The organism is Azospirillum griseum (assembly GCF_003966125.1).
Taxonomy (GTDB): domain Bacteria; phylum Pseudomonadota; class Alphaproteobacteria; order Azospirillales; family Azospirillaceae; genus Azospirillum; species Azospirillum griseum.
The window spans coordinates 34443-52271 of the sequence record NZ_RXMA01000022.1 but is presented as its reverse complement, the minus strand read 5'-3'; the positions used below and the strand labels follow the sequence as shown (position 1 = coordinate 52271).

Genomic DNA, 17829 nt, shown 5'->3' with positions numbered 1-17829 from the left:
AGGGATTGACGGAATTGTGGCCGGTGATTGTGCCTGATTGTCGGGCGTGTATGAACAAAAAACAGGCAAGTGAACCGATCCGTTGAAAACGCACTCTCTTTCGGCGAAGCGCGCCGGTTCGGCTGCCCATCGGGCGGGCGTGGCGGGATGGGCGGTGCGTGGGTGGATTTTCGCAACCCACGGATTGAGCGCGATTTTCCCCACTGGCACACCCCTTGCTGACGGAATCGCCTGCACAACACAGCGGAGAGTGGCGCATGACCGCATTCGACCCAGACCGTCACATCGACGCCATGGCCCCGGCCCTGGGGTTGGACATCCGCCCGGAGTGGCGGGTCGGTGTGGCCGGTTTCCTCGCCGTGGCGGCGTCGATGGCCCGCCTTGTGGAGGAGGTGGTGGACGATGGCATGGCCGAGGGCGCGCCGGTCTATTGCCCTGGCGAGATTCAGCCCGCCGACGCACGCCGGGGAGAAACGCCATGACCGCCGCGCAAGCGCTGCCCACCAGCGCCACCGCCATCGCCCGCGCTGTTGCGGTGGGTGATCTGTCGGCGCGCGAGGTGGCGGTGGCGGCGCTGGACCGCATCGCCACCGAGGATTCCCGCATCGGGGCCTTCACCGACGTCACCGCCGCCCGCGCGCTGGCGGAGGCCGAGGCGGTGGACCGCGCCCGCGCCGCCGGGGAACCGCTGGGGCCGCTGGCCGGGGTTCCCTTTGCGGTCAAGAATCTGTTCGATCTGGCCGGTCTGCCGACGCGCGCCGGGTCCCGGATCAACCGCGACCACCCGCCCGCCGCGACCGACGCCGCGCTGGTGGCGCGGATGACGCGGGCCGGGGCGGTCACGCTGGGCGGCCTGAACATGGGCGAATACGCCTATGACTTCACCGGGGAAAACGCCCATGACGGCCCGTCGCGCAACCCGCACGACCCAACGCGGATGTCGGGTGGCTCGTCGGGCGGCTGCGGGGCGGCGATCGCGGCGGGCTTTGCCCCGCTGGCGCTGGGATCGGACACCAACGGGTCCATCCGCGTGCCGTCGGCCCTGTGCGGCGTGTTCGGGCTGAAACCGACCTATGGACGGCTGACGCGCGCCGGGGCCTTCCCCTTTTGCGACAGCCTGGACCATCTCGGCCCCTTCGCCCGCTCCGCCGGGGATCTGGCGCTGTGCTACGACGCCTTGCAAGCGGCGGACGGGTTGGATGCGGCGGGGACGGATGCCGCCTGGGCCGGGCGACCGCCGGAACCGACTCTGCCGGAGCTGGCCAAGGGGGTGGAGGGGCTGCGCGTGGCGGTCGCCGGGGGGTATTTCCGCCAGGGTGCAACGGCGCAGGCGCTGGACGCGGTGGACCGGGTGGCCCGCGCCCTGTCGGCTGGTCGCGAGGTGGAGTATCCCGATGCCCAGCGCGCCCGCGCCGCCGCGTTCCTCATCACCAACGCGGAAAGCGCGGCCTTCCATCTGGACCGGCTGCGGTCGCGGGCGGCGGAGTTCGACCCCGACACCCGCGACCGTTTTCTCGCCGGGGCGATGCTGCCCGCCGTGTGGCTGGCCAAGGCCCAGCGCTTTCGCCGCTGGCACCATGACCGCGCGCTGGAGCTGTTCGCCGGGGTCGATCTGATCCTGGCCCCCTGCACCCCCTGCGCGGCCCCCCGGCTGGGCCAGAAGACCATGATGCTGAACGGGGCCGAGGTGGCGGTGCGCCCCAATCTCGGCCTGTACACGCAACCGGTGTCCTTCATCGGCCTGCCGGTGGCCGCCGTGCCGGTCTGGGGCGACGCGGACGCGCCCAACCCGCTGCCGGTCGGCGTGCAGATCATCGCCGCGCCGTGGCGGGAGGATCTGTGCCTGCGCGCGGCGGCGGCGGTGGAGGCGATGGGCGTCGCCCGCGCCCCGATGGCCTCTCTGCCAGCCGCCCGCCCTGATGCGTTGACCCCGTGAGGCCACCCGCAATGGACACAAACGCCATGGACATCAACGACCCCGAGACGCTGGCCGAAGTGACCGCGTTGTTTGCCCGTTACGAAACCGCGCTGGTGACGAACGACCTCGCCACGCTCGACGCGCTGTTTTGGAACAGCCCGCTGGTGCTGCGCTTTGGTGCCGGTGAAAATCTGTACGGGATCGACGCGATCCGCGCCTTTCGCGCGGCGCGCCCGGCGGGCGATCTGGCCCGCAGCCTGTCCAACACCGTCATCACCTGCTTTGGCCGCGATTTCGCCACCGCCAACACCGAATTCCGCCGCGACGGATCGGGCAAGGCGGGCCGCCAAAGCCAAAGCTGGGCGCGCCTGCCCGAGGGCTGGCGCATCGTCGCCGCCCATGTCAGCTTTGTGTAAAGTGAGCTTTGTGTGATTCAGCCGTTCGCTGACAACGGGTGCGGGGCCAGCGGGTGGGTGCTGGCGATGTATTCGGCGGACGCGGCGCGGACGATCTGCACATGGGCGCGGATCGCCCGCGCCGCCGCGTCGCCGTCGCCGCACAGGATGGCGCGCACGACCTGATCGTGCTCCTCCCAGCTTTTGGCCAGACGGCCCAACACATGGAACTGCGCGCGGCGGAAGGCCGCCACCCGCCGCCGGGCCGCCAGCACCGTGTCTTCCAAGGCGGCGTTGTGCGCCCCGCGATAGAGCGCGGCGTGAAAGCGGCTGTTCAGCGCCTCATACGCCTCGCGGTCGCCGGAACGCACCAGCGCGGCGGATTCCGCGTGCAGCGCCTCCAACGCCTGTCGTTCGGCGGGCGTCATCCGTTGCGCGGCCAGCCGGGCGCAGACGCCCTCCAGCTCGGCCATCACCTCGAACAGCTCATACAGGCGGTCTTCGCTGATGGTGGCGACGATGGCCCCCCGGTTGGGGCGGTTTTCCACCAGACCATTGGCCGCCAGCAGGCGCAGCGCCTCGCGCACCGGGGTGCGCGACACCTGGAACCGCGCGGCCAACTCCACCTCTTCCAACCGCACGCCGGGGGGCAGCCGCCCTTCGACGATGTCGTCGGCGACGCTCTGGACGAGCCGTTCCACCAGCGTTCCGCGCGCCGGGGGCGTGGTGGTCTGTCGCTTTGCCGCCCGCATGGGGTGTCCTCCGGTCACGAGGCGGGCCGGATTGCCCGCTCGCTCCGCCATGGGAGATACGCTGTTGCGGTCCCTGTTTTCAACGGTCTCCTGCGCGGATCGGCCCGGCGTCGGCGTTTTGCGTGCAAGATTGCATGCAATTTCACCGCTGGATCAGCCATTGATCAAAAAACAGGCTGTTCAGTTTCTATCCAATCGCGAAAAATCGGTAGAAAACTGTTCTTTATCAGGTGATTGGCGATTGCACACAATCTGGCACAGCGCTTGCTCTCTCCTCTGACAGGTCTGAAGCTTCATCCGTCGAAGGGGATTGAGACATGGTTGATCGTTTGCGCCTTTCCCGCCGTTCCGTTCTGGGGACCATGACCGCCGCCGGTGGCCTGGGTGTGCTGGGGTCGGCCTTGCCCTTCGCGCCCGCGTTGGCCAAGGATCTGACCATCGGCTTCATCTATGTCGGGCCGCGCGACGATTTCGGCTACAACCAGGCCCACGCCGAAGGGGCGGCGGCGGTGCGCGCCATGGCGGGCGTGAAGGTGTTGGAGGAGGAAAAGGTCCCGGAAACGGTGGACGTCGAAAAGACGATGGAAAGCATGATCAGCCTGGACGGCGCGTCGCTGCTCTTCCCCACCTCCTTCGGCTATTTCGACCCGCACATGCTGAAGGTGGCCAAGAAGCACAAGGATCTCGTCTTCCTGCATTGCGGCGGGCTGTGGACCAAGGGCAAGCACCCCGACAACGTCGGCAGCTATTTCGGCTACATCGACGAGGCGCAATATCTGTCCGGCATCGTCGCCGGTTACGCCAGCAAATCGAAGAAGCTGGGCTTCATCGCCGCCAAGCCGATCCCGCAGGTTCTGCGCAACATTAACTCCTTCACGCTCGGCGCGCGGTCGGTTGACCCGACCATCACCACGTCGGTCATCTTCACCGGCGATTGGTCCATGCCGGTGAAGGAGGCGGAGGCGGCCAACAGCCTGATCGGCCAGGGGGTCGACGTGCTGACTTGCCATGTCGACAGCCCCAAGGTGGTGGTGGAAACCGCCGAAAAGCGCGGCGTCTTCGTCACCGGCTACCACGCCAGCCAAGCCAAGCTGGCCCCGAACGGCTATCTGACCGGCGCGGAATGGAACTGGCCAAAGGTCTACACCGATTACGTCAAGATGGTGCAGGGCGGGGTGAAGCCGCCCAATCTGGTGCGCGGCGGCCTGAAGGAGGGGATCGTCAAGACCTCCCCCTATGGCGTGGCGGTGTCGGAAAAGGCGCGCGCGCACGCCGACGGCGTCAAGGGCCAGTTCATGGCGGGAAGCTTCGTCATCTACAAGGGGCCGCTGAAGGACAACAAGGGCAACGTCGTCGTCGCGGCGGGCAAGGAGCATGGCCAGACCGACATCGCCCTGGAATCGATGAATTGGCTGGTGGAGGGGGTGGTCGGCAGCCTGGGGTGAGGCCCGGCGATCCGCCTGGGGGCTGGTTGACGCTCCCCCCGTCCGGTGCGGCGGGGTGGAGCGGGCGACCGGTTTCCGTCCGCGCCGACGCGCCACCATCGCGCGCCACCATCGCAAGGGGCCTGCCATGCCGTCCTTCCTGTCCTCCCTGGCCGTGCCCGCCGCCGCGCTGGCGGCGTCGCTGGCGCTGTTCGGCCTGTTCGTGGCGTTGGTCGGGGTCAACCCGCTCGACGTCTACCAACTGATGTACACCGGGGCGTTCGGCTCCTGGTTTTCCTGGCAAAACACGCTCACCCGCGCCGCGCCGCTGATCCTGACCGCGCTGTGCACGGCGCTGCCCGCGCAACTGGGTCTGGTCATCATCGGCGGCGAAGGCGCGCTGGTGCTGGGCGGTCTGGCGGCGGCGGCGGTCGGGCTGGCGCTGGAGGGGGCCTCCGCCCTGATCGTCCTGCCGGCGATGGGGTTGACCGGCATGGCCGCCGGGGCGCTGCTGATCGGGGCCGCCGGGGCGCTGCGCCACGGGCGCGGCGTGAACGAGACCATCGCCAGTCTGCTGCTGTCCTACATCGCCGTCGCCGTGCTCAACCACATGGTGGAGGGGCCGTTGAAGGACCCCGCCAGCCTCAACAAGCCATCCACCGCCCCGCTGGCCGACGATTACACCATCGGCACCCTGCCCGGCATGGATGTGCATTGGGGGTTGGTGGTGGGGGTGGTGTGCGCGGTGGCGGCCTGGGTGCTGATGCGGCGGACCACCTTTGGCTTTGCCGCGCGCATGGTCGGCGGCAACCCACGGGCCGCGCGCATGGCCGGGCTGCCGGTGGGCCGCCTGCTGATCGTCACCACCGCGCTGGCCGGGGCGATGGCCGGTTTGGCCGGGATGGTGGAGGTGGCGGCGGTGCATGGCCGGGCCAACGCCTCCCTGATCGCCGGTTATGGCTCCACCGGCATCCTGGTGGCGTTCCTGGCCCGGCAGAATCCGTTGGCGGTGATCCCGGTCGCCATCCTGTTCGGCGGCATCGGGGCCAGCGGCGGCCTGCTGCAACGCCGCCTGGGCCTGCCCGACGCCAGCGTTCTGGTGTTGCAGGGCATCATCTTCGTCACGCTGCTGGCCAGCGAGGGGCTGCGCGGTCGCCTGCGCCTGCCGCGTCTGGCCAAACAACCGCAGGAGGCCTGACCATGGACGACACCGCGCTGGGTTGGTGGGGGGTGCCGCTGGCGGTGCTGGCCGGGGCCATCCGCGTGTCCACGCCCTTTCTCTTCGTCAGTCTGGGCGAATGCCTGACGGAAAAGAGCGGGCGCATCAATCTGGGTTTGGAAGGAACCCTGGTGATGGGGGCGATGAGCGGCTACGCCGTGTCCTACGCCACCGGGAATCCCTGGCTGGGGGTGTTGGTCGCCGGGCTGGCGGGGACCGTCTTCGGCGCGCTGCACGCGGCCATCTGCTCGCTGGACCGGGTCAACGACATCGCCGTCGGCATCGCCCTGATGCTGCTGGGGACCGGTTTGGCCTTTTTCCTGGGCAAGCCCTACATCCAGCCGCAGGCCCCGCAACTGCCCGCCATCGGCTTTGGCTGGTGGAGTTCGTCGCAGCAGGTGCGCGACGCGTTGCAGGTCAACGCCCTGTTCCTGATCGGGGCCGTGCTGGCCCCGGTCCTGCTGTGGGGGCTGCGCAACACCCGCTGGGGCATGACCCTGCGCATCGTCGGCGAAAGCGCGGAGGCCGCGCGGGCGATGGGCTACGCCGTCAACCGGACGCGGATGCTGGCCACCATGGCGGGCGGCTTCCTGGCCGGGGTCGGCGGCTCCTTCCTGTCGCTGCATTATCCGGGAAGCTGGAACGAACGGCTGTCCAGCGGGCAGGGAATCACCGCCGTGGCGCTGGTGATCTTCGCGCGCTGGGATCCCGTGTTGTGTTTCTGGGCGGCGCTGCTGTTCGGCGGGGCGGGGGCCTTGGGTCCGGCCCTGCAATCGGTCGGCGTCACCCAGGGCTATTACCTGTTCAACGCCGCGCCCTACGCGCTGACGCTCGCCATCATGATCGCCACCTCGTCGGCGCGCCACCGGTTGGCCGGTGCCCCGGCCGAGCTGTCCGTCACCCGTTGATAAGGACGCCGCCATGCCCGAACGCTTCATCCCCGCCAACCCCTATCCCTGGCCCTACAACGGCGCGCTGCGGTCCGACAACACCGCGCTCATCATCATCGACATGCAGACGGATTTCTGCGGCGTCGGCGGCTATGTGGACAGCATGGGCTATGACCTGTCGCTGACCCGGGCACCGATCGAGCCGATCCGCCGCGTGCTGGCCGCCGCCCGCCGCGCCGGGTGGCACGTCCTGCACACCCGCGAGGGGCACCGGCCCGACCTGTCCGATCTGCCCGCCAACAAGCGCTGGCGGTCGCGTCAAATGAACGCCGGGATCGGCGACCCCGGCCCCTGCGGGCGCATCCTGGTGCGCGGCGAACCGGGGTGGGAGATCATTCCCGAACTGGCCCCGCTGCCCGGCGAACCGATCATCGACAAGCCGGGCAAGGGCAGCTTCTGCGCCACCGACCTGGAGTTGATCCTGCGGTCGCGCGGCATCGACAACCTGATCCTGACCGGCATCACCACCGACGTCTGCGTCCACACCACCATGCGTGAGGCCAACGACCGGGGGTTCGAGTGCCTGTTGCTGGAGGATTGCTGCGGGGCCACCGACCCCGGCAACCACGCGGCGGCGGTGAAGATGGTGACGATGCAGGGCGGCGTGTTCGGTGCGGTCAGCGGGTCCGCCGCGCTGCTGGAGGCCATGCCATGACCGCCGCTCCCCCCGTGGCCCCGGCGCTGGAAGCGGTGGCGATCACCAAGCGGTTCGGGGCCTTCACCGCGCTGGACGCCGTGACGCTGAAGGTGCGGCCCGGCACGGTCCATGCCCTGTTGGGCGAGAATGGGGCCGGGAAAAGCACGCTGGTCAAATGCATCATGGGCTTTTACCGGCCCGACGAGGGGGCCGTGGTGGTGGACAACCACGAGGTCGCCATCGGCAACCCGCGCGTGGCCCAGAAACACGGGCTGGGCATGGTCTACCAGCATTTCACCCTGGTCCCGCGCATGACGGTGCTGGAAAATCTCGTGATGGCGCGGGCGGAGGTGCCGGGCCTGATCGATTGGGCGGCGGAGCGCGCCGCGCTGACCGACTTCATGCGGACCATGCCCTTCGCCGTCGATCTCGACGCGCCGGTCGCCACGCTGGCGGCGGGCGACAAGCAGAAGGCGGAGATCGTCAAGCAACTCTACCTGAAGGCCCGTTTCCTGATTCTGGACGAACCGACCTCCGTCCTCACCCCCGACGAGGCGGACGAGACGCTGGGGCTGATCCGGGGGATGGCGCGGGCCGGGCGTCTCAGCGTCCTCATCATCACCCACAAGTTCCGCGAGGTGATGGCCTTTGCCGACGATGTGTCGGTGCTGCGCCGGGGGCGCTTGACCGGCAGCGGGCTGGTGGCCGGGCACACGCCGGACACGCTGGCCCGTTTGATGATCGGCGACACGGCGGTCGCTGCCCCGGCGGCGCGCGCGGCCACCCCGCAGACCGATGTCCGGCTGGAGGTGGTCGGCTTGCACGCGCAGGACGACGCCGGAAACCCGGCGGTGCGCGGCGTCGATGTGCGGGTGCGGGCCGGGGAAATCGTCGGCGTGGCCGGGGTGTCGGGCAACGGGCAGGTGGAGTTGGTGCAGGTGCTGGCCGGCCAGCGCCCGGCCAGCGCCGGGGCCTTGCGCGTGCACGGCGCGCCCTACACCGCCACGCGGGCCGAGATGCGCCGCCACAAGGTGTTTTCCCTGCCCGAGGAGCCGTTGAAATCGGCCTGCGTGCCGGGCATGAGCGTGGCCGAGAACATGGCCTTCCGCAACTTCGACCAGCCCCCCTTCGCGCGCGGCGGCTGGTGGCTGGACACCGGGGCGATGCGGAAGGCCGCGCTGGCCCTGATCGACCGCTACCGGGTGAAGACCAACGGGCCGGAGGCCGCCATCGCCACCCTGTCGGGCGGCAACGTGCAGCGCGCGGTTCTGGCGCGGGAGCTGTCGGGCGACGTGTCGGTTCTGATCGTCGCCAACCCGGTGTTCGGCCTGGATTTCGCGGCGGTCGCCGACATCCACGCCCAGATCGTGGAGGCGCGGAACCGGGGAACCGCCGTGCTGCTGGTCAGCGAGGATCTGGACGAGCTGCTGGAGCTGTCCGACCGGCTGCTGGTGATGTCGCACGGCCGCATCGTCCACGAAACCACCCCGGCCAGCGCCGACCTGACCGTGATCGGCCGTTGCATGGCCGGGCACGCCGCCCCCGCCGCTGCCCATACCCCGCCGAACGGGCGGACGGCGGAGACCACCCCAGCGGCGACGATTCCAGCGGAGACGACCCATGCCGATCATCCCAGCCCAGCCCTATGAATTCGACCTGCCGATCCCCGGCACGGCGCTGATCGTCATCGACATGCAGCGGGATTTCCTGGAACCCGGCGGCTTTGGCGCGGCGTTGGGCAACGACGTGTCGCGGCTGGCCCCGGCGGTGGGGCCGACCCGCGCGCTGCTCGACGCCTTCCGCGCCGCTGGCTTGCCGGTCATCCACACGCGCGAGGCGCACCGCCCCGACCTGTCCGATTGCCCGCCGTCCAAGCGGGCGCGCGGGCGCGGCGATCTGCGCATCGGCGACCCCGGCCCGATGGGGCGGATTCTGGTGGCGGGGGAGCCGGGGGCGGCGATCATCCCGGCGCTGGCCCCGCTGCCCGATGAAACCGTGATCGACAAGCCCGGCAAGGGGGCCTTCTGGGCTACCCCCCTTCATGACCTGTTGACCGCGCGCGCTGTCACCCATCTGGTTTTCGCCGGGGTGACGACTGAGGTGTGCGTGCAAACCACCATGCGCGAGGCCAACGACCGGGGTTATGAGTGCCTGTTGGTGGAGGACGCGACCGAGAGCTATTTCCCCGCCTTCAAGGCCGCCGCGCTGGAGATGATCCGCGCCCAGGGCGGAATCGTCGGCTGGACCGCGCCCAGCGCCGCCGTCTGCGCCGCCCTTTGCTCCAGCATGGCGGGGTGAACGCACCCGATCCAACCGATGCTGGTGTTGGCGGGCCGCTTCCTGTACAAGGAAGATCGTCGCCGCTGCGCTGCGAAAGGTCCATGCGCCCGCCACACCCGTCACCCGGTCCTCGCCGCGTTCCGCGCCGGAGACTGCCGTGAGCAAAGACCGACCGTCCGGGGCGTCCGATTCGGAGCCTCCAGGGGCCGTTGCTGGTCGCGCGCGCGCGTCCGATCTGCTGGAATCCATTCTGGTGGCCGCCCATCAGCCGCGTGTCGCGCTGGGTGACTTGGCGGCGGCGCTGGGGGATCGCGCCTTTGGCGCGCTGCTGCTGATCCTGTCCATTCCCAATATTTTGCCGGTTCCCGGACTGTCCACCGCGACCGGCCTGCCGATGATCCTGCTGGGCGCACAACTGGCGCTTGGCCGGTCCAGCCTGTGGCTGCCCCGCCGTTTGGCGGCGGTCACGCTGGATCGTGATGCCTTTCTGGCCGTGGTCCGGCGCGCGCATCCCTGGGCCTTGCGGGTGGAGCGCCGGTTGCGGCCCCGCCTGCCCGCGCTGGTCGGGGCACGGGCCGAACGCGCCCTGGGGCTGGCGGTGATGCTGCTGGCCGCCGTGCTGGCGCTGCCCATCGTGTTCGGCAACCAGCCCCCCGCTTTCGCCATCGCCCTCATCGCCCTTGGGCTGATCGAGGGGGATGGGCTGTTCGTTCTGGCCGGTCTGGTGACGGGCCTCATCGCGCTGGGCATCGTCGCCGCCGTTCTGCTGGGCCTGGGCCTGGCGGGCGACGCGGCCCTGCGCTTGTTTTACGGTTGAGGGAGCGCCCTTCGGGCAAAACGCCATGATCTGGGAATTGTTGGTCATTCTGCTGCTGATCCTGCTCAACGCCTTTTTCGCCATGTCGGAAATGGCGCTGGTGTCGGCGCGCCGCGCCCGGCTTCAGCAGTTGGCCGAAGGGAAGGCGGGGAAGGGTGCCCGCGCGGCGCTGGCCCTGTCGGAGGATCCCAGCCGCTTCCTGTCCACGGTGCAGGTGGGCATCAGCGTCACCGGCATCGTCGCCGGTGCCTATGGCGGGGCCACCCTGGCCGACCGGCTGGGCGTGGTCTTGAATCAGGTGGAGTGGATCGCCCCCTATGGCCAGCCGGTGGCCTTCGCCCTGGTGGTCGCGGCCATCACCTATTTCTCGCTCATCATCGGCGAGCTGGTCCCCAAGCGCATGGCGCTGGTGGCGTCGGAGCGGATCGCCTGTCTGGTCGCCGGGCCGATGAGCACGGTGTCGCGCGTGTCCGCCCCCGTCGTCTGGCTGTTGGGCGTGTCGAGCGACGCGGTGCTGAAGCTGCTGCGCCTGCCGACCGTGCGCGAGCAGACGGTGACGGAGGAGGAGGTCAAAACCCTGATCAAGGAGGGTGAGCAGACCGGCGTGTTCGACCCTGTGGAACGCCAGATGATCGAAGGCGTGCTGCATCTGGCCGACCGCAGCGTGCGGTCGATCATGACGCCGCGCCCGGATGTGATCTGGCTGGACGTCAACGATCCGACCGACGTGGCGAGCCGCGAGATCCGCGACAGCGGCTATTCCCGCTTTCCCCTGTGCAGCGGCGATGTGGACGAGGTGTTGGGCATCGTCTCCACCAAGGCGTTGCTGGACCAGTCCTTGAACGGCACGTCCTTCGATCTGCGGGCGGCGATGGTCAAGCCGCTGGTCGTCCACGACGGAACCCCGGTGCTGCGCCTGCTGGAGCTGTTCAAGCAGGCCAGCGCGCAGATGGCCGTGGTGGTGGACGAGTATGGCAGCGTCGAGGGCATCGTCACCATGACCGACATTCTGGAGGCCATCGCGGGCGAACTGCCCGATCTGGGCCAGGATGGCGATTCCAGCGCGGTCCAGCGCGAGGACGGCAGTTGGCTGGTGGACGGCATGTCCCCGGTCGAGGAGGTCGAGGCGCTGATCGGTGTCAAGAACATGAAGGGCGACGGCGATTTCCACACGCTGGCGGGCTTCCTGCTCAACCATTTCGGCCATGTGCCGCGCGCGGCGGAGTTTTTCCACTGGCGCGGCATCCGGTTCGAGGTGGTGGACATGGACGGGCGGCGCATCGACAAGGTGCTGATTCAACGCAACCCCGACGCGGCGGACGAGTGACGCGGCGGGAACAAGACACAATCGGGGAAGGGGCGCGGCATGGCGGGGCGGTGGTTTGAAGAGTTCCAGGTCGGCGATGTGATCGAAACCGAAGGCGCGACCCTGACCGACAGCATGATCATGGATTTCGCCCAGCGTTTCGATCCCCAGCCCTTTCACATGGATGTGGTCGCGGCGGCGGCGGGGCCGTTCCAGGGCCTGATCGCCAGCGGTTTCCACACGCTGTCCCTGACCTTCCGGCTGCTGCGTGACACCGGGATCATCACCGGCACCGGGCTGGGCGGATCGGGGATGGACGATGTGCGCTGGCTCATCCCGGTGCGCCCGGGCGACACCCTGCGCGTCCGCGTCGAGGTGGTGGAGGCCCGCGCCTCCCGGCGTGGCGACCGGGGAACGGTGCGGCTGGCCTACGCCACCGTGAACCAACGCGGCGAAACGGTGATGACCTGCGTCATGAACCACATCGTCGCCACCCGCTCCATCCCGGTGTGAGCGCGCATCGGCTGTTCCCTGCCGGAGGTTGAGGATTGTCTGTGGGGAATGCTGGATTGCTTGGTTGAAGTGACAATTTAGAATAATATCAATTCTTAATATCTTTTATAAATGCCAGTGGAAGTTGTTGTCGCAATATTGTAAGATGTCTGACCAATTCAGTACAATTCGTTTGGGATGCTGCCATCGTGTTCGGTGATCTGTTTCGCAATCTGTCCATTCGGGCCACTCTTGGGGTTCTGATCGTTCTTCTTGGCGTTCTGCTTGTTGCGGAAAACACCCAAAATCTGGTCGATGCCGTTCGTCAGACGCGCAGCGCCGACCGCGCGGTGGGTTTGAGCACGACCAGCCGGGATCTGCTGAAAACGCTGTTGGCCACACGGCTGGAGCGCGGTTTGGTGACGCCCGCGCTGGGGGCCGAAGGGGCCATCACCGACGCCGATCAACGCCAGATCGGGACGCGCCAGCAGGAAACGATGGACGGGTATCAGGCGATCAGCGCGGCGCTGGCCGTTCTGGACCTGCCCGGCGCACGGGCCGCTGCCGATCAGTTGCGGACCGCATTCGAGGCGCTTGGCCGTGTCCGTGCCAAGGTGTCCACGGCCCTCGCGCAGCCCAAGGCCTCGCGCGATCCGGGAATCGCGGGCGAGTTTTCCAAGGCGCTGACCGATGTGCAGGATGCCTTGACCGTCAGCACCAATCTGCTGGACGAGTCGATCAAGTTTGTCGATCCGGTGCTGGATGGCTTCCTGTTGACCAAGCGATCCGCCTGGAACGCGCGGTTGAGCATCGGCCTGGTCATGTTCCAGATTCAGAGCGCCCTGGCCTCGGGCAAGCCGTGGACGGCGGCGGACGCCCAATCGGTGGCGGAATCCTGGGGGCAGTCGCGCCAAAGCTGGGCCGCCGTGGTGGAGGCGACCAGCCGCAGCGACACCCCGAAGCCCCTGAAGGCGGCGGTTGAACAGGCCAAGGTCAATTACGAAGGCGCTGCGGTTGACCGGCGCAAGGCGATCCTGAGCGCCCTGGCGGACGGCAAGACGCCGCCCGTGGACCTGTCCACCCTGCGCCCGCAAGACACCGAGCAGTCCGGCCACATCGTCACCGTTGCCCTGGTGGCGGTCGATCAGATGCTGGACCGGGCGCGTGAGCAACTCCGTGTGGCCAAGCAGGACATGATCCTGTCGGTCTGCACGCTGCTGGTCGCGCTGGTCCTGTCGGTGGGCGGGGTGATCGTCACCCGCCTGCGCGTGTCGCGCCCGATTGAACGGATGACGGACGCCATGCGGCGTCTGGCGGATCGGGATCTGTCCGTGGTGATTCCGGGGCAGGACCGCCGTGATGAGATCGGGGCGATGGCGGCGGCGGTCGCGGTGTTCCGCGACAGCATGATGACGGCGGACCGTTTGGCCGCCGAACAGGCGCGCGATCAGGCGGCGAAGGAAAAGCGGGCGGTTGAACTGGACGCCCTGATCCAGGATTTCAGCAACAAGACCACCCACATCGTCCAGGCCGTGTCCGACGCGGCCCGGCAGATGCACAGCACGGCCGGTGGCATGGCGGACAACGCCACCCAGGCGGGCCATCTGGTGACGGCGGTCGCGGCGGCGGCCGAACAGGCGTCGGTCAACGTCCAGACCGTGGCGTCGGCGACCGAGGAGTTGTCGGCGTCGATCCACGAAATCGGGCGGCAAGTGACCAACTCCACCCAGATTTCCGGTCAGGCGGTGACGCAGGCGGCGGACACGAAGACCAGCATGCAATCCCTGGCGGACGCCGCCCGCGACATCGGCACGGTGGTGGACATGATCAACTCCATCGCCGGTCAAACCAACCTGCTGGCGCTCAACGCCACCATCGAAGCGGCCCGCGCGGGCGAGGCGGGCAAGGGTTTTGCCGTGGTCGCCAGCGAGGTGAAGGCGTTGGCCTCCCAAACCGCCCGCGCGACCGAAGACATTCAGGCCAAGGTGCGCGACATCCAGATCGCAACCGGCGGGGCGCAGGAGGCCATCGAGGGGATCGGTCAAACCATCGGTCAGATCAGCGAAATCACCACCGCCATCGCCGCCGCGATCGAAGAGCAGGGGGCGGCAACCCGCGACATTGCCGGCAGCGTGGTGGAAGCGGCGCGCGGAACAGGCGAGGTGTCGAGCAACATCGTCGGCGTCAACCGGGTGGTGTCGGAAACCGGCAGTTCGTCGGCCCGCGTGCTGGACGCCGCCAGCGGTCTGGCGCAGGAAGCGGACATCCTGCGCAAGGAAGTCACCGCCTTCATCGCGTCGGTGCGCAGCGCCTGACGCGACGGCGGAACGACCGCAAGGCCCCATCCGGCATCAGACGGAAGGGGGCCTTGGTTTTCGGGTGCGGTCCGCTGCTTCAGGCCGCCAGCGCGACGACCGGTGCGCTTCCCCGGTTGCGGTCGCGGATGTCGGCGACAAAGCCTTCGACGCTGCGGCGGAGCTGGTTGGCTTCGGCGATCAGCGCGTCGGCGGTGCTGGCGACGTCGGCGGCGACGGCCAGGGTTTGCTTGGCCTCGTCCGACACGCTGGCGGCGTGGGCGTTGATGTCTTCCGTTCCGGCGGCGGCCTGCTGGATGTTGCGGCCGATCTCGGCCAGCGCGCCGCGCTGCTCCTCGATGGCGTTGGCGATGGCCTCGGCGGCCTGATGAAGCTGGGTGACGATGCCGACGATGTCGCGCACCGCGCCGACGGTGCGGTTGGTGTCGGTCTGCACCACGGCGATCTGCGCGGCGATGTCGTCGGTGGAACGCGCGGTCTGGCTGGACAATTGCTTGACCTCGTTGGCGACCACGGCGAACCCCTTGCCGCTGTCCCCGGCGCGCGCGGCCTCGATGAAGGCGTTGAGCGCCAACAGGTTGGTTTGCGAGGAAATCGCCCGGATGATGTCCACCACCTCTGAAATGCGCAGCACGGCGTTGGCCAGCTCCTTCACATTCTGATCGGCCCCGTCGGCCTGGGCGGCGGCGGCGACGGCGACCTGGGCGGAATGGCCGATCTGCCGGGCGATTTCCTGGCTGGTGGCGTTCATCTCCTCGGTGGCGGCGGCGACGGAGCGGACGTTGGCGGAGGCCAGCAGGCTGGTGTCGGCGACAGAGGCGCTGTGCGCGCTGGTCCGCTGGGCGTTGTCGGCCATCACGGCGGCGGCGGCGCGCAGCCCCTCGATGCGCTCGCTCATCCGGCTGACCATGGTCTGGATGCCGGTTTCGATGCCATCGGCCAGCGCCAACATGCTGGTGCGGCGTTCGGCGCGGGCGGTGCGTTCCATCTCTTCGCGTTCCTGCCGCATCCGCTCCACCCGTTCGCGGTTTTCCTGGAAGACGCTGAGGGCGCGGGCCATCGTGCCGATTTCGTCGCGGCGGGCGGTGTCGGTCAGCACGATGTCCGCCCCGCCGCGCGACAGGGCGTCCATGATCCGGGTGATGCGCAGGATCGGCACGGCGATCATCCGGCCCATCAGGACGGAGGCGAGCAGCCCAACCACCACCAGAACCGCGCCGATGACGAAGACCGACGCCACCGCGTCGGCGGCCTGGGCGACGGCGCTTTGCCCCAGACGGTCGCGTTCGGCGCTCTGCACGGCGGACAGCGCCTCCATCTCCTTGCCGACCTGCAAGCCGTTGGTGTCGAGCACGCCGGTGGCGATGCGTTGGCGTTCCAACGCGACCTCCGCCAGATCGGCGACGCTGCGGCTGTAGACGGCGACGATGCCGGTGGCGCGCGTCACCGATTCGGCGATGGTGGCGGCGTCCGGGCGGCCCTTCAGGGCGGCCAGTGCCTGGGTCAGCGCGTCGATGGCCTTGGTGGCGGTCTCGGCGTCGCTGCGCTCGCTGGTCACGGCCAGACGGCCGACCGCCAATTGCGCGGTCAGCGCCAGCTTGACGATGTCCCCCGCCGCGTCCGCCAGGGGCGGGGCGTCGGCCTTGCGCGCGGCCTCCATGATGCCCGACACCTGGGCGTTCAGCGCCGTGCCCAGCCCGCGCAGCAGCGCCACCGCCGCGTCCCGTCGCCCTTGCAACTCCTGCACGCTTTTGAACGCGTCGCTGTAGCTGGCGATCAGTGTCCCGATGCGGGTCAATTCCTCCGCTTGCCGGGAATCACGTGCCGACGCTTCTGCCAGGATGGCGGTGATCGATTTGAGGCCTTGCTGAACCTCGTCGACGTTCGACGCGTCACCTCTGGCCAGAAAACGTTCCAGCGCCAACCGGGTTTCCAGCATGTCGACCCGCAATTGCCGCAGGCGGATGTCCTGCTGCGAGATGGATTCATACTGGATCAGGGCACCGCTTGTGGCTGAAATGCCGTCGTCGCCCTTCCAGGCGACGACGGCGGTGCCGATGGTCATCACCACACCAAGACTGACGATCTTGACGGTGATGGGCAAATCTCTGAGCCGGAGCATGATGATGCCTTCCTCCCCGGCGGATTTTGGGTGCGTTTGACGATCGCCGTTTGATGGCCACCGCCTCCCATCGCCGGTCTGGGGGCGGCTGTTGCGCGCAACAATCGGTCGTTTGGTGTTGGTTTTGATTGATAGTGTTACGAACAATAAGACGCGCGTCAATAACTAATTCAAACTGAATTATTTAAAACAACCGAACGTCGTGCGGCGCAGGGTGGCCGATGGAGCGCGTGCAGGGGCCGCGCGGGAAACGCGCGGGGGTGGGCAACTCAGCCCTTGGCGGCCAGCGCCCGGATGGCCAATGCGGCGGCGGACGCGCGGTTTTCGACGCCCAGCTTGGAAAACACCTGTTCCAGATGCTTGTTCACCGTGCGCGGGCTGATGCCCAGGATCTCGCCGATGTCGCGGTTGGCCTTGCCGTTGGCGATCCACAGCAGCACCTCGGCCTCGCGCGCGGTCAGGCCCAGCGCGTCGCGCAGGATCGCCTCCTGCCGCCCGGCGGTGGGTTCGCTCAGGCGGAACAGGAACTCGTCCGGGCTGGCCGGGCTGAGATAGGCGAAATCGAGCGTCCGCACCCCGTCGCCGTCAGGAACCTCCAGCCGGAAGCTGTCCTGCGGCCCGGCGGGGGCGCGGCGCAGGCGGTTCAACCCCGCCGACAGGGTGGCGGCGAGCGGGGAGGCCGCCCCGTCCGGTCCCGGCAACAGGCCGTGCAGCAACCGTTCGGCCTGCGGCGTGCACCACAGGAGACGACCGTCGCCGTTGGTGGCGAGCAGAAACCGCCCGGTGGCGTCCAGCGCGGCGCGCGCGCCATAGGAGACGCGGGCGTTGGTCAGATGCACGCGGATGCGGGCGATCAGCTCATCGACGATGATCGGTTTGGTGACGTAATCGACGCCGCCCGCCTCCAACCCCTTCACCACATGTTCGGTGTCGCTGAGGCCGGTCATGAAGATGACGGGCAGATGCGACAGGTGGGGGACCTGTTTCAACCGTCGGCAGGTTTCGAACCCGTCCAGCCCCGGCATCATCGCGTCCATCAGGATCAGGTCAGGGGTGATCTGGCCCAGCAGATCGAGCGCGCTTTCGCCATCCACCGCAACCAGCACGGTCAGGTCGGCCTGTTCGATGGCTTCGGTGAGGAATCCCAGCGTGTCGGGCGTGTCGTCCACCACCAGGATCATGTCGCGGCGCTTCATCTCGGC

General features: G+C 68.5%; 16 protein-coding genes. 13 read left to right on the top strand and 3 right to left on the bottom strand.

The genetic code is table 11. From position 1 onward, the window contains the following. The first annotated feature begins 257 nt into the window (after positions 1-257). From EJ903_RS19470 to hpxZ, 3 genes are read left to right on the top strand one after another with little or no spacing between them, the layout of a single operon-like run. Complete coding sequence (locus tag EJ903_RS19470) at positions 258-482, top strand: DUF4089 domain-containing protein (RefSeq protein ID WP_126618561.1); 225 nt, start codon at positions 258-260, stop codon at positions 480-482. Beyond that, complete coding sequence (locus EJ903_RS19465) at positions 479-1936, top strand: AtzE family amidohydrolase (RefSeq protein WP_126618559.1); 1458 nt, start codon at positions 479-481, stop codon at positions 1934-1936. Before EJ903_RS19470 ends, EJ903_RS19465 begins: the two co-directional genes overlap by 4 nt. Before the next feature lie 26 nt (positions 1937-1962). After that, a complete protein-coding gene (gene hpxZ / locus EJ903_RS19460; protein ID WP_126618557.1) occupies positions 1963-2334 on the top strand; it encodes an oxalurate catabolism protein HpxZ in 372 nt (123 codons plus the stop codon). A gap of 17 nt (positions 2335-2351) precedes the next feature. On the opposite strand, the gene EJ903_RS19455 is transcribed toward hpxZ, so the two are convergent. After that, entirely contained in the window at positions 2352-3065 is a 714-nt protein-coding gene (locus tag EJ903_RS19455; protein ID WP_126618555.1) for a GntR family transcriptional regulator, read from the bottom strand. A 317-nt stretch (positions 3066-3382) separates the two neighbouring features. Here EJ903_RS19455 and EJ903_RS19450 point away from each other — a divergent pair, with 317 nt between their 5' ends. The 10 genes from EJ903_RS19450 to EJ903_RS19405 all read left to right on the top strand — a co-directional run bounded on the left by EJ903_RS19450 (position 3383) and on the right by EJ903_RS19405 (position 14505). Then, positions 3383-4510: a BMP family ABC transporter substrate-binding protein gene (locus tag EJ903_RS19450; RefSeq protein ID WP_126618553.1), complete on the top strand. Its 1128-nt coding sequence runs from the start codon at positions 3383-3385 to the stop codon at positions 4508-4510. Positions 4511-4637: 127 nt separating this feature from the next. Further along, on the top strand, positions 4638-5687 hold the full coding sequence (locus EJ903_RS19445) for an ABC transporter permease (RefSeq protein WP_126618551.1): 1050 nt from the start codon (positions 4638-4640) through the stop codon (positions 5685-5687). Positions 5688-5689: 2 nt separating this feature from the next. After that, positions 5690-6616, top strand: a complete 927-nt coding sequence (locus tag EJ903_RS19440) for an ABC transporter permease (protein ID WP_126618549.1) — start codon at positions 5690-5692, stop codon at positions 6614-6616. 13 nt (positions 6617-6629) lie between these two features. Beyond that, positions 6630-7313, top strand: coding sequence for a biuret amidohydrolase (gene biuH / locus EJ903_RS19435; protein WP_126618547.1), 684 nt, complete (start codon positions 6630-6632; stop codon positions 7311-7313). Next, positions 7310-8944: an ABC transporter ATP-binding protein gene (locus tag EJ903_RS19430; RefSeq protein WP_126618545.1), complete on the top strand. Its 1635-nt coding sequence runs from the start codon at positions 7310-7312 to the stop codon at positions 8942-8944. The genes biuH and EJ903_RS19430 overlap by 4 nt, the downstream gene beginning before the upstream one ends. Further along, on the top strand, positions 8916-9593 hold the full coding sequence (locus EJ903_RS19425) for a cysteine hydrolase family protein (RefSeq protein ID WP_126618543.1): 678 nt from the start codon (positions 8916-8918) through the stop codon (positions 9591-9593). Before EJ903_RS19430 ends, EJ903_RS19425 begins: the two co-directional genes overlap by 29 nt. Positions 9594-9732: 139 nt before the next feature. Beyond that, a complete protein-coding gene (locus tag EJ903_RS19420; protein WP_126618541.1) occupies positions 9733-10392 on the top strand; it encodes an exopolysaccharide biosynthesis protein in 660 nt (219 codons plus the stop codon). 25 nt (positions 10393-10417) lie between these two features. Further along, complete coding sequence (locus EJ903_RS19415) at positions 10418-11719, top strand: hemolysin family protein (RefSeq protein ID WP_126618539.1); 1302 nt, start codon at positions 10418-10420, stop codon at positions 11717-11719. 39 nt (positions 11720-11758) lie between these two features. Further along, the gene (locus EJ903_RS19410) at positions 11759-12211 is read left to right on the top strand and encodes a MaoC/PaaZ C-terminal domain-containing protein (protein WP_126618537.1); all 453 of its coding nucleotides are present in this window, start codon (positions 11759-11761) and stop codon (positions 12209-12211) included. A gap of 188 nt (positions 12212-12399) precedes the next feature. Continuing rightward, entirely contained in the window at positions 12400-14505 is a 2106-nt protein-coding gene (locus EJ903_RS19405; protein WP_246015761.1) for a methyl-accepting chemotaxis protein, read from the top strand. 79 nt (positions 14506-14584) lie between these two features. Here EJ903_RS19405 and EJ903_RS19400 read toward each other — a convergent pair whose 3' ends face one another. Beyond that, the gene (locus EJ903_RS19400) at positions 14585-16627 is read right to left on the bottom strand and encodes a methyl-accepting chemotaxis protein (protein WP_126618535.1); all 2043 of its coding nucleotides are present in this window, start codon (positions 16625-16627) and stop codon (positions 14585-14587) included. 269 nt (positions 16628-16896) lie between these two features. Beyond that, positions 16897-17823 (bottom strand): response regulator transcription factor, encoded by a 927-nt coding sequence (locus EJ903_RS19395; protein ID WP_126618533.1) that lies wholly within the window; start codon positions 17821-17823, stop codon positions 16897-16899. Positions 17824-17829 lie beyond the last annotated feature (6 nt).

What these genes read in the sequence shown, in the direction of transcription:
- EJ903_RS19470 (WP_126618561.1), top strand. Translation starts at nt 258, where the DNA reads ATGACCGCATTCGACCCAGACCGTCACATCGACGCCATGGCCCCGGCC.
- EJ903_RS19465 (WP_126618559.1), top strand. Translation starts at nt 479, where the DNA reads ATGACCGCCGCGCAAGCGCTGCCCACCAGCGCCACCGCCATCGCCCGC.
- hpxZ (WP_126618557.1), top strand. Translation starts at nt 1,963, where the DNA reads ATGGACATCAACGACCCCGAGACGCTGGCCGAAGTGACCGCGTTGTTT.
- EJ903_RS19455 (WP_126618555.1), bottom strand. Translation starts at nt 3,065, where the DNA reads ATGCGGGCGGCAAAGCGACAGACCACCACGCCCCCGGCGCGCGGAACG.
- EJ903_RS19450 (WP_126618553.1), top strand. Translation starts at nt 3,383, where the DNA reads ATGGTTGATCGTTTGCGCCTTTCCCGCCGTTCCGTTCTGGGGACCATG.
- EJ903_RS19445 (WP_126618551.1), top strand. Translation starts at nt 4,638, where the DNA reads ATGCCGTCCTTCCTGTCCTCCCTGGCCGTGCCCGCCGCCGCGCTGGCG.
- EJ903_RS19440 (WP_126618549.1), top strand. Translation starts at nt 5,690, where the DNA reads ATGGACGACACCGCGCTGGGTTGGTGGGGGGTGCCGCTGGCGGTGCTG.
- biuH (WP_126618547.1), top strand. Translation starts at nt 6,630, where the DNA reads ATGCCCGAACGCTTCATCCCCGCCAACCCCTATCCCTGGCCCTACAAC.
- EJ903_RS19430 (WP_126618545.1), top strand. Translation starts at nt 7,310, where the DNA reads ATGACCGCCGCTCCCCCCGTGGCCCCGGCGCTGGAAGCGGTGGCGATC.
- EJ903_RS19425 (WP_126618543.1), top strand. Translation starts at nt 8,916, where the DNA reads ATGCCGATCATCCCAGCCCAGCCCTATGAATTCGACCTGCCGATCCCC.
- EJ903_RS19415 (WP_126618539.1), top strand. Translation starts at nt 10,418, where the DNA reads ATGATCTGGGAATTGTTGGTCATTCTGCTGCTGATCCTGCTCAACGCC.
- EJ903_RS19410 (WP_126618537.1), top strand. Translation starts at nt 11,759, where the DNA reads ATGGCGGGGCGGTGGTTTGAAGAGTTCCAGGTCGGCGATGTGATCGAA.
- EJ903_RS19400 (WP_126618535.1), bottom strand. Translation starts at nt 16,627, where the DNA reads ATGCTCCGGCTCAGAGATTTGCCCATCACCGTCAAGATCGTCAGTCTT.
- EJ903_RS19395 (WP_126618533.1), bottom strand. Translation starts at nt 17,823, where the DNA reads ATGAAGCGCCGCGACATGATCCTGGTGGTGGACGACACGCCCGACACG.